Source organism: Candidatus Methylomirabilis sp. (assembly GCA_036000645.1).
In the GTDB taxonomy this organism is placed as follows: domain Bacteria; phylum Methylomirabilota; class Methylomirabilia; order Methylomirabilales; family JACPAU01; genus JACPAU01.
Genome location: DASYVA010000204.1, coordinates 1 through 9,918 on the forward strand (window position 1 = coordinate 1; position 9,918 = coordinate 9,918).

Genomic DNA, 9,918 nt, shown 5'->3' on the forward strand with positions numbered 1-9,918 from the left:
GAAGGCGACCTTCGGGTTGACCGTGTGGAGGCACTTCGTGATGGCCGCGGTCAGGGTGGTCTTCCCGTGGTCGATGTGCCCGATGGTCCCGATGTTCATGTGCTCCTTCGTCCGCTCGAACTTCGCTTTGGCCATGGGGCAAACCTCCCGTTCCCCTTCCCCGTCAGCAGGCCAGCACCGGCCGACCCGCGACCTCTGCTGGAGCCCACGACCAGGATCGAACTGGTGACCTCGTCCTTACCAAGGACGCGCTCTGCCGACTGAGCTACGTGGGCCGTGCGGCGAATAGCAGCGGGGCCGGCCCAAAGCGCCTCCGGCTACCGCTGGAGGTGCTCCTGCCACTCCCGCTCGAAGCTGACCGCATCCATCCGGGCCACGTCTTCGAGGGCCCCCTCCCACGGCATCCCCTCGCCCAGGCGCCGGAGGAGCCGTCCCACCTCCTGGACCCCCGCCCGCTCGAGCAGGAAGGTGGTGGCCGACGCGCTCTGGGCGTACGCCGCCTCCGTGAGGGCGCGATCGTGGAGCAGGGCAAAGGCGCCCTCCAGGGAGGCCAGCGGGATGAGCCGCCCTGCCGCGACCTGACGGGCGACCGCTTCCGCAGCCGACCCGGCCCCCTGGAAGTGGAGGGCCAGCCCCTCGTTCAACCACCGGGGCGCGCGGCCCCGGCTCAGATGCACCACGACCACGTGGGTGTACTCGTGGGCAAGGACCTCCCGAAGCCCGGCCGCCCCCTGAGCCAACCCCCGGGCCGGGATCCGGATCCTCCCATCGGCCGCGTCGTAGCTCCCGGCGACCCAGTGGGGAAGGCCTGCGATCGTGGCGAAGTCCCCATCCGAGTGCAGGACCACCTGCACCGGATCCGCCGGGTAATAATCCAGGGCGAACCCGACCTCCTGGTACACCTGCTCCAGGAGAGCCAGGACCTCGTCCTGAACCCCCCGCGGGATGGCCCCCTCCGCCCGCAGGCGGAAGTGGTGGCTCTCCCGGGGCTCGTACCGCTCCTCGATCCGGGCCGCGCGGGCCGCCCGCGTGAGCCGCTCCCGCAGGCGGCCGTCCTCCGGCCGCTGCCGGAGGGCTTCCCCCCAGAGCTCGATGGCGCGCGGCGCGTCCCCGGCCTGGTGGTAGGCCTCTCCGAGGAGCACCAGAACTTCCGGCCGCCCCGGGGCGAGACGGGCAGCCGCCTCGAGCGCCGCCACCGCCTCCCCGTTCTCCCGCTCCTGCAGGGCGGCAGCCCCCAGGCCCACGTAGGAGGTCGGATCCTCTCCTCCGACATCCAGAGCGGCCCGAAACGCGGCCTTCGCTTCGGCGGGCGCACCGGTTGAGAGCAGGTGGGCCCCCAGGTTGGCATGCGCCCGGGCAAGATTCCGACGGAGGACCGGGTTGGTGGGGTCGAGAGCGTAGGCCCGCTCGAATTCGGCCAGGGCCTCCCGGTGCAGTCCCCTGGCCGACAGGCTGAGTCCCAGCTGGGTGTGCGGGGTGGCCGCGTCGGCCGCCGGAGCCGCCCCCGGCACGAGAAGGAACACGGTCAGCGCGAGCGCGCCCGCCCACACGCCCACGCGGCGCCCGTCCCCCCGGCCGCCCCCGGGACGTCGCTGGCCGCCCCTTCCTCCCGTCACCCAGCCCACCGGCCGCCGTGATGGCGGCTGCCGACCCGATCCTTCCGACACCGCATGGAGCGGGAAACGGGATTCGAACCCGCGACCCTCAGCTTGGAAGGCTGACGCTCTGCCACTGAGCTATTCCCGCCCCGACCCGTCCCGCTGACTGCCCGCCGCCCCGGCGACCTTGGTGGGGAGAGGAGGATTCGAACCTCCGAAGCACAGTGGCAACAGATTTACAGTCTGCCCCCTTTGGCCGCTTGGGTATCTCCCCACGAGGGACCGGCCCGCCATCCCGCCCCTCGGCGACCGCCCCCCGCCCGGCGTCGCCTGGAGCTGGCGAAGGGATTCGAACCCCCGACCGGCTGATTACAAATCAGCTGCTCTACCAACTGAGCTACGCCAGCAAACAAACCAATAAGATAAGATAGCGCCTTCGCAAAATCAAGGCAAATTTTTCTTTGCGGGAGGCTTTCCCTCTCCCGCCCCTCGCCCTCCCCCCCGCCCGGCCTCAAGAGGGGAGCCCGGCCGGTCCGGTTGCCCGCCCTGCCCCTGCGGCCCCTGGCGGAGGCGCTGCCGGACGACCTCGTAGAGGAGGATTCCCCCGGCCACGCTGGCGTTCAGCGAGGGGAGGCGCCCCATCGTCGGGATGCGGACCAGGAGATCACAGCGGCGCCGGGTCAGAGGGCGGAGCCCCTTTCCCTCCCCCCCCACCACCAGTGCGATCGGCCCCGTGAGGTCAGCGGCATCGCACGACAGCGGCGCGGCCGGGTCGGCGCCCACCACCCAAAGGCCAGCTCCCTGCAGACTGGCCAGGGCCTGGTCCAGGTTTCCCACCCGGGCGACGGGCAGGTGCTCGAAGGCCCCGGCCGCCGCCTTGGCCGCCGCCGGCGTCACGCCGGCGGCGTGGTGCCGGAGCAGGACCAGGCCGTGGGCCCCGGCCGCCTCGGCCGTCCGGGCCAGCGCTCCCACGTTCCGCGGATCCACGACGGCGTCCAGGACCAGAAGGAGGGGCGGGCGGCCGCTTCCCTTCGCCGCATCCAGCAGGTCCGGAAGTTCCCGGTACGGGACGGCAGCGACGGCCGCGACCACCCCCTGGTGGTTCAGCCCAGGGACCAGGGCGCTCAGCGCCCGGCGGTCCAGGGCCTTGACCGGGACGCCGGCCTGCCGGGCCAAGTCGAGGATCTCCCGCGTCACCGCCCCCCGGAGATCCCGGGCCAGGAAGATCTTGTCCACTTGCCGGGAGCCCGCCCGGAGCGCCTCCCGCACGGCATGGGGGCCGAGCAGGGTGTCCTCCGCCTCCCTCAGGTGGTCCGGAGCCGCCATGTGCTCCCCTGTGATCGATCGGCCACCTCGATTCCGGCCTCACCCAGTCGCCGCCGGATGGCGTCGGCGGTGGCGAAGTCCCGGGCCCGTCGCGCCTCCTCCCGGCGGGCCAGGAGCGCCTCCACCCCGAGTGCCAGGCCCCCGGAGGGGGGGGCATGCCCCGGGCAGTATTCCCGCAGGAGCGCCGCCACGGCGGCTACGGCGGCCGCTTCTGCCGAGACGGGAGCCCCGGGTGCCAGGACCAGCCCGAGGACTCCCCCCATCTGCCGGACTGCCGCCACCCCGTCCCGGAGAGCCGCGGCGGCGGCGGTGCTGGCGAGCCGCCGGTCCGGAAGGGTGTCCAGGGCGGCGTTCAGGTGGCGCACCAGGGTGAAGATCGCCGAGAGGGCGCGGGCGGTGTTCAGGTCGTCGTCCATGGCGGCCACGAACTCCTCCCGTGCGGTCGCGATGGCGGCTCCGGACTCCCCCGGGAGCACTCCGCCGGAGGGGCGCTCCTCGAGGGCCTCCACGGACTCCACGAGCAACCGGATCCGATCCAGGGCCCGGCCGGTCTCCTCCACCTTCTCGGGCGTGTAGTCGATGGGGCTCCGGTAATGGGTGCCCAGGAGGAAGAGCTTCAGGGCGTCCGGGGAGAACTTGCCCAGCAGCTCCCGGATCGTGAAGACGTTCCCCACCGACTTCGACATCTTCTCGTGCTGGATCCGCACGAAGCCGTTGTGGACCCAGAAGCGGGCGAAGGGCTTGCCGGTCGCCCCTTCCGACTGGGCGATCTCGTTCTCGTGGTGGGGAAAGATGAGGTCCTCCCCCCCGCCGTGCAGATCGAACGACTCCCCCAGGTAGTGCATGGACATGGCCGAACACTCGATATGCCAGCCGGGCCGCCCCGGCCCCCACGGGCTCTCCCAGAAGGGCTCGCCCGGCCTGGCCCGCTTCCAGAGGGCGAAGTCCAGCGGGTCCGCCTTCCGCTCGTCCACCTCGACCCGCGCCCCCGCCCGCAGGTCGTCGAGGTTCCGGTGCGAGAGACGGCCATACTCCGGGTAGGCCCGGACCCGGAAAAAGACGTCTCCCTCGACCGCGTAGGCCAGGCCCCGCGCCACCAGGCGCTCGATCAGGCCGAGCATGGCGGGCACGTGAGCGGTGGCCCGCGGCTCCTCGTCCGCCGGTGGCAGCTCGAGCTTGGCCATGTCCGCCTGGAACTCCCGGATGTAGTGGTCGGCCACCGCGTCCCAGGTCCTCCCGGTCTCCTGGGCCTTCCGGATGATCTTGTCGTCGATGTCGGTGAAGTTCCGGACCATCCGGACCCGGTACCCGCGGAAGTTCAGGTAGCGGCGAAGCACCTCGAAGACGAGGAGGGACCGGGCGTGCCCCAGGTGGCAGAGGTCGTACGCCGTGATGCCGCAGACGTACATCCGGACCTCGCCGGGCGTGAGCGGGGTGAACTCTTCCTTGCGCTCGGTGAGGGTATTGTTGAGGCGCAGGGGCACTAGCCTTCCTCCTGGGCGGGCCCCGGCGGGCCGGCCAGGGCGGCCACCGCGATGCAGGCGATCCCCTCCCCCGCCCCGATCCAGCCCATCCCCTTCGCCGTCGTGGCCTTCACGCTGACCCGGTCGGCCTCCACCCCCAGGGCCCCGGCTACCTTGGCCACCATCCCCGGCAGGTGCGGCGTCAGACGGGGGGCTTCGGCGAGGAGCGTCGCGTCCACGTTCAGCACCCGGTAGCCCTGGGCCTTGAGCGTTCCCCAGGCCTCCTGGAGCAGGGCGAGGCTGCTGGCCCCGGCCCGGGCCGGGTCGTCCACGCCGAACCGGCGGCCGATGTCTCCCGCCCCGGCGGCACCCAGCAGGGCGTCGATGAGGGCATGGCACAGCGCGTCGGCATCCGAGTGTCCCTCGAGCCCCCGGGAAAAGGGAATGGTCACCCCCCCCAGGACGAGGGGCCGACCCGGGATCAGGCGGTGCATGTCCCACCCCACCCCGACGCGCATCAGCCCTCCCCCTGCGCCGCCAGGAGACGGGCCGCCAGCTCCAGGTCGGCCGGATGGGTCACCTTGATGTTCTCGGCGCTCCCCGGCACTAACGTGACCGACCGCCCCAGCCGCTCGACCAGCACCGCATCGTCCGTCCCCAGGAAGCCCTCCGCCGCCGCGGCGGCGTGGGCCTCCAGGATCAGGGCCCGGGCGAAGGCCTGGGGGGTCTGGGCGATCCAGAGCCGCTCGCGGGGCAGCGTCCGCAAGACCCGGCCGTCCGTCCCCGCCTCCTTCACGGTCTCCGTCGCCGGGACCGCCGCCACCGCGGCCCCGTCCCGGGCGGCGGCCTCCACCGTCGCCCGCACGACGGCGACCGGCACGCAGGGGCGGGCACCATCGTGCACCACCACCAGGTCGGTTCCGGCCGGGAGGGCCTGCAGGCCCGCCCGGACCGATGCCTGCCGGACGGGGCCGCCGGGGACGATCCGCGCCACGGCCGGGACCGTGGACGCGGCTACCACGGTCCTCTCGCAGATCTCCTCGGTCCCCGGGGGCACCACCAGAACGTAGGCGTCAATGATCTGGGAGCGGGCAAGGCGGAGGAGCGTGCGGGCCAGGAGGGGGATCCCCGCGAGGGAGAGGAACGGCTTGGGCACCGCCCCCCCCATCCGGACACCCATCCCGGCGGCGGGGATCACGGCCGTTACGTGCATCGGCGCAGGGCGCCCCGGGGGGAGGGCACCGACCTCAGGCCGCCTCCGCCTCCTCCTTCAGTCGGGAGAAGATCATGCGGCCCGCCGTGGTCTGCAGGACCGAGGTGACGCAGACATCGATGGTCTGGCCGATGTGGCGCCTGCCGTTGTCGATCACCACCATCGTGCCGTCGTCCAGGTAGGCGATGCCCTGGTTGTACTCCTTCCCCTCTTTCAGGACGTAGACCCGCATGTCCTCGCCGGGCAGGACCACCGGCTTGAGGGCATTGGTCAGGGCGTTGATGTTCAGCACGCTGACCCCGTGCAGCTCACAGACCTTGTTCAGGTTGAAGTCGTTGGTCACGACCTTGGCATTGATGGCCTTGGCCAGGGCCACCAGCTTGGCGTCCACCTCCCGGATCTCCGGGAAGTCCATGTCGTGGAGCTTCACCTGGACCTCGGCGTCCTTCTGCATCTTCTGGAGGATGTCGAGGCCCCGCCGGCCCCGGTTCCGCTTCAAGGGATCGGAGGAGTCCGCGATGTGCTGGAGCTCCCGGAGGACAAACTGGGGGACGACCAGAGTCCCCTCGATGAAGCCGGTCTCGCAGATATCGGCGATGCGCCCGTCGATGATGACGGAGGTGTCGAGGATCTTGTAGGACTCCACCCGCGGCTGCTCCTTCAGCGCCCGGAGGACGGCCAGGAGGTGGACCGTCTGGCCCTTCTCCACCGCGAGCGTGGCCCCCACGTAGACGCAGAGGAGCACCAACAGGACCTGCACGCTGGAGGCCACGGGGAGGGGCAGGGCGGCGAGGGGCCCGCCCAGGGCCGCCAGAAGAAGGAGCGCGACGATGAGGCCGAGCAGGAAGCCGAGGAGCCCGGTCACGATGGCCCGGGGCGCCGCCCGGCGCAGGCCCACCTCCAGCAGGAGGGAGGCCCCGCCGAAGCCCAGACCCAGGACGATCCCCTGCCACGGCGCCGCCTCGCCACGCCCCATCAGGTAGCCGGAAGCGAGGCCAACGGCGCCGCAGACGACCACATAGACGGCGCGCACCGCCAACTCGTTCATCCGGGGCAACCTCCTTGTGCGCTGGACAGCAGCACCACCCCCCGCGACGAGCCTTCAGGCGGTGGCGATCGTGCGATCGATCATCCGCCCCGCCTCCCCCTCGTCAATCCCCGCCGCGTGGGAGATCTCGCTCACCAGGAGCTGGCGGACGGTCTCGAGCATCTTCTTCTCACCGAAGGAGAGGTGGCGATCCTTCTGGAGGAGGACCAGCTTGCGGAGGACCAGGGCGACCTCGTACAGGGAGCCGGACTTGATCCGTTCCTGGTTATCCTTGTACCGCCGGTTCCAGTTCGGGCAGATCTCCAGGTCGTTCCGGCGGAGGATGGCCATGACCTTCGGAACCTCCGCGCGGCGAATGACCTCCCGCAGCCGGACCTGCTCCGCCTTCCGGGTCGGAACCATCACCATCATGCCGTTGCCCAGGATGCGGAGGACGTAGAAGGCCTGCCGCTCGCCGGAGACGACCTTCTCTTCGATCGCCTCCACCCGAGCGACGCCGTGGGTGGGATAGACCACTTTCTTGCCGATGGTAAAGAGCATGGGCATGCGGGAGATCCTCCGAGGAAGTAGAGTAGCAAAGTGGTGCGGGGCCGTCAAAGAGTTATTTCAAGGCGGGGGTAGAAGTGGCAGGGATTTTGTGTGGTGGGGTTGGCAGACCGCAGCAGATCGGTGCTCGCGGGCGCAACGCAACTGACATCGAAGGGGATTCAGACGCGCCTCCGAATCAAGGCGCCTAAGGGAGGCCCCCCGGGGGGGTCCATCCAGGCCGAGGCCCCCGTGGTCGCCTCCGAGCGGGGCTCCGGATTGGTGCCGGTGGCAGGGAGCGTCGCCACCGGCGCCTGATCGCCTCCGCCGGGCCCCGGACCCGCTCGCCCGGGGGCGTCGATCCAGCGCGCGCTTCCCCCGCCCCTCTGGACACTGCCTCCCGCCCCCCGCGCGCCCGCCTCGCTCGCTCGACGAAAGTTTCAGCAATTAGAAGCTCTGCTCCCCAAATTGTGCAAGCCTTTGCAACCGGAGCCCGAGCCGGCTCCCTAAGTGGCTGTCCCCGCGAGAGTCGCACCTTGGCGCAGGACTTGCTCCCGATTAGTCGTGCGTCTTGGTCAGACACGATCACTTCTGGTCTCTTGCTGCGACCGGGCGGGGCGATTCGTTGGACTCCGGAGGAGACCGACCCGCGCGGCGACGCCCACGAGGAAGACGGCACGCTCGGTCTGCGAGGCGGGTGCTCCCTGCTCCCCCCCGGGGGGGAGATGCAGCGGTTCCTCTCCTATCCTACCTCTGCCTCTGCACAACCCGCATCGGCTCCGCACCCCGGCGGACCTTCCGGCCCGCTCGGCTCAGCCGAGGGGCCAGAGAGGGGGAGCAGGACGCTCTCTTGGGGCTCAGGCGCGGCGCCGACCCCTCCAACCAGCCAGCGGAGAAGCAGTTCCGCGGCAAGCTCTGGACAAGGCTCCAGTCACGCCCGGCGAGATCTTCCAAGTGGACGACATCGCGATTGGGATCCTCCCGTAGGAGCGGCCGCGCAATCGCCGAAGTGCTGCGGCGGGGAGCGGCACCAGTTTCGCGCTGAGGTGAGGGCGCCAAGCAATCGGGCGGAGGTAACCTGCATGCCCCTGGGAGTGGCGCCCCTGCCACTCGGGCAAGCGGGGCAGGGGCCGAGGCGGTTTCTGCGTCGTAGAGGGGGGCAAACAATGGAACGGGCAAATTCACCCATGGCTGGGGCGGGGCGGGGCCGCGTGGCGCTGTGGGTCGCAGCACTCCTGGGCCTCCTCTGTTGGCGCGGGGGCGGGGGGTACGCTCTCGCGGCCGGCACCTTTTTCGTGGACGGCGCGAACCCGGGGTGCTCGGATACGGCGCCCGGGGCCGGCACTGAGCCGACCCCTTACTGCACCATCTCGGCCGCAGCCAAGGCCCGGGGGGGGCCGGGGACGACCCTGCTAGTCAAGCCCGCCTTCTACCGGGAGCGGGTCCTTGTGCCAGCCTCGGGGGCTGAGGGAAGCCCCTTCGTCTTCCAGGCCCTCGGGGCCCCCGTGGTGGTGGACGGGGCGGACGACTTCTCCTCGCCCGCCCAGTGGACACCCTTCTCCGGAGATGTCTGGCTCGCCGCCAGCGTCAGTTGGGGTCCGAAGCAGGTCTTCATCGACGGGTCCCGCCTGACCCCCTCCACCGGGGCGCCGGCGGCCCTCCCGCCGGGCACCTTCCGCCACGTCCTCGGGGAGGGGCTCTACGTCAATCTCGGGGGGGACAACCCGGGGTCCCACGAGGCCCTAGTAGGCCGGCGGGACTACGGCTTTGACCTCGTGGGGCAGTACTGGGTGACCATCGAAGGCTTCACCGTTACCCGGACCGGGGGGAACGGCATCTATCTGAGGTGTAATCAGACGCCGCCGCCGCATAATCTCACGGTCACGCAGAATATTGTGACGTTCACCGGCAATCATGGGATCAGCGTGCAGAGCTGCACGAACGTGCTGATTAGCTCGACCGTGGTCTCGGATAGCAGGGGGACCGGGATACGTTTGGACGCCGTCGAAGACTCTACGATCCAGGACAACGAGGCGTTGCGCAACGCCGTTGGCATCAACCCCTACAAGACGCGCAATAACCTGCTCCAGCGCAACAATGTCCACCATAACGAGGGCACGGGAATCAAGATCAGTGGCGATTCCAGATTCCTCTCGGATAACAATCTCTCGCTGCAGAACCGCTCCTGGTACAACGGCGGCCACGGCTTCAGTCATTTCGAGGTCGCGGGGACCCTCCACATCGGGGATGTGGCCTACGGGAATCTCAACGAGGGCTTCTCCGTGGACTGGAACGCCACCGGCACCAAGATTTTCAATTCCATCGCGGTCAACAACGGGCTCACGGCCGGGGGGTTCGACCTGTTCGTGCGCAGCACCTCCGCGCCCGGCTTCGTCTCGAACTACAACATCTTCTGGAACAGCACTAGCCAGGCCCCAATGAAATACGCTGGGACCCAGTACCCGACCCTCGCCGCCTTCACGGCCGCCACCGGCCAGGATGCGAACTCGACCCAGGCGGATCCCCGGTTCGTGGACCCGGCAAATGGGGACTTCCGCCTCCAGGCCGGCTCCCCCGCCATCGATGCGGCGGATTCCTCGGTCCCGAGCTGGCCGGCGACCGATGCCGCCGGCCGGGCCCGGGCGGATGACCCGGCCACGGTCAATAGTGGGGCCGGCCCGGTCCCCTATGCCGACCGGGGGGCCCTCGAGTTCCTCCCGCCCCCGGTGGCGGCCCTCACGGTCA

General features: G+C 70.4%; 9 protein-coding genes and 4 tRNA genes. 1 reads left to right on the forward strand and 12 read right to left on the reverse strand.

What is annotated here, in order from left to right:
- From VGT06_11405 to VGT06_11460, 12 genes are all read right to left on the reverse strand, one after another.
- The coding region (locus tag VGT06_11405; GenBank protein HEV8663729.1) for a GTP-binding protein at positions 1-135 on the reverse strand (135 nt) is incomplete at its 3' end.
- Between the two features lie 64 nt (positions 136-199).
- Positions 200-275, reverse strand: a tRNA-Thr gene (locus VGT06_11410).
- 42 nt (positions 276-317) lie between these two features.
- Positions 318-1,556, reverse strand: coding sequence for a tetratricopeptide repeat protein (locus VGT06_11415; GenBank protein HEV8663730.1), 1,239 nt, complete (start codon positions 1,554-1,556; stop codon positions 318-320).
- 115 nt (positions 1,557-1,671) lie between these two features.
- Positions 1,672-1,746, reverse strand: a tRNA-Gly gene (locus VGT06_11420).
- Between the two features lie 40 nt (positions 1,747-1,786).
- Positions 1,787-1,872: transfer RNA gene (locus tag VGT06_11425), tRNA-Tyr, on the reverse strand.
- A 57-nt stretch (positions 1,873-1,929) separates the two neighbouring features.
- Positions 1,930-2,005 (reverse strand) — tRNA-Thr (locus VGT06_11430).
- A gap of 37 nt (positions 2,006-2,042) precedes the next feature.
- Positions 2,043-2,924, reverse strand: coding sequence for a 23S rRNA (guanosine(2251)-2'-O)-methyltransferase RlmB (gene rlmB / locus VGT06_11435; GenBank protein ID HEV8663731.1), 882 nt, complete (start codon positions 2,922-2,924; stop codon positions 2,043-2,045).
- Positions 2,903-4,408 (reverse strand): cysteine--tRNA ligase, encoded by a 1,506-nt coding sequence (gene cysS / locus VGT06_11440; GenBank protein HEV8663732.1) that lies wholly within the window; start codon positions 4,406-4,408, stop codon positions 2,903-2,905. The genes rlmB and cysS overlap by 22 nt, the downstream gene beginning before the upstream one ends.
- Positions 4,408-4,905, reverse strand: coding sequence for a 2-C-methyl-D-erythritol 2,4-cyclodiphosphate synthase (gene ispF / locus VGT06_11445; GenBank protein ID HEV8663733.1), 498 nt, complete (start codon positions 4,903-4,905; stop codon positions 4,408-4,410). The genes cysS and ispF overlap by 1 nt, the downstream gene beginning before the upstream one ends.
- Positions 4,905-5,600 (reverse strand): 2-C-methyl-D-erythritol 4-phosphate cytidylyltransferase, encoded by a 696-nt coding sequence (gene ispD, locus VGT06_11450; protein HEV8663734.1) that lies wholly within the window; start codon positions 5,598-5,600, stop codon positions 4,905-4,907. Before ispD ends, ispF begins: the two co-directional genes overlap by 1 nt.
- 34 nt (positions 5,601-5,634) lie before the next feature.
- Positions 5,635-6,648 carry a PIN domain-containing protein gene (locus VGT06_11455; protein ID HEV8663735.1) on the reverse strand — a complete coding sequence of 338 codons (1,014 nt, stop codon included), beginning with the start codon at positions 6,646-6,648 and terminating at the stop codon, positions 5,635-5,637.
- Positions 6,649-6,702: 54 nt separating this feature from the next.
- A complete protein-coding gene (locus VGT06_11460) occupies positions 6,703-7,194 on the reverse strand; it encodes a CarD family transcriptional regulator (protein ID HEV8663736.1) in 492 nt (163 codons plus the stop codon).
- A 1,190-nt stretch (positions 7,195-8,384) separates the two neighbouring features.
- Here VGT06_11460 and VGT06_11465 point away from each other — a divergent pair.
- Positions 8,385-9,918 (forward strand): right-handed parallel beta-helix repeat-containing protein (locus VGT06_11465; GenBank protein ID HEV8663737.1); only part of this gene is annotated, 1,534 nt, incomplete at its 3' end.

Excerpts from the sequence above, each read along its gene's own strand:
- rlmB (HEV8663731.1), bottom strand. The coding sequence starts at position 2,924 with ATGGCGGCTCCGGACCACCTGAGGGAGGCGGAGGACACCCTGCTCGGC.
- ispF (HEV8663733.1), bottom strand. The coding sequence starts at position 4,905 with ATGCGCGTCGGGGTGGGGTGGGACATGCACCGCCTGATCCCGGGTCGG.
- ispD (HEV8663734.1), bottom strand. The coding sequence starts at position 5,600 with ATGCACGTAACGGCCGTGATCCCCGCCGCCGGGATGGGTGTCCGGATG.
- VGT06_11455 (HEV8663735.1), bottom strand. The coding sequence starts at position 6,648 with ATGAACGAGTTGGCGGTGCGCGCCGTCTATGTGGTCGTCTGCGGCGCC.
- VGT06_11460 (HEV8663736.1), bottom strand. The coding sequence starts at position 7,194 with ATGCCCATGCTCTTTACCATCGGCAAGAAAGTGGTCTATCCCACCCAC.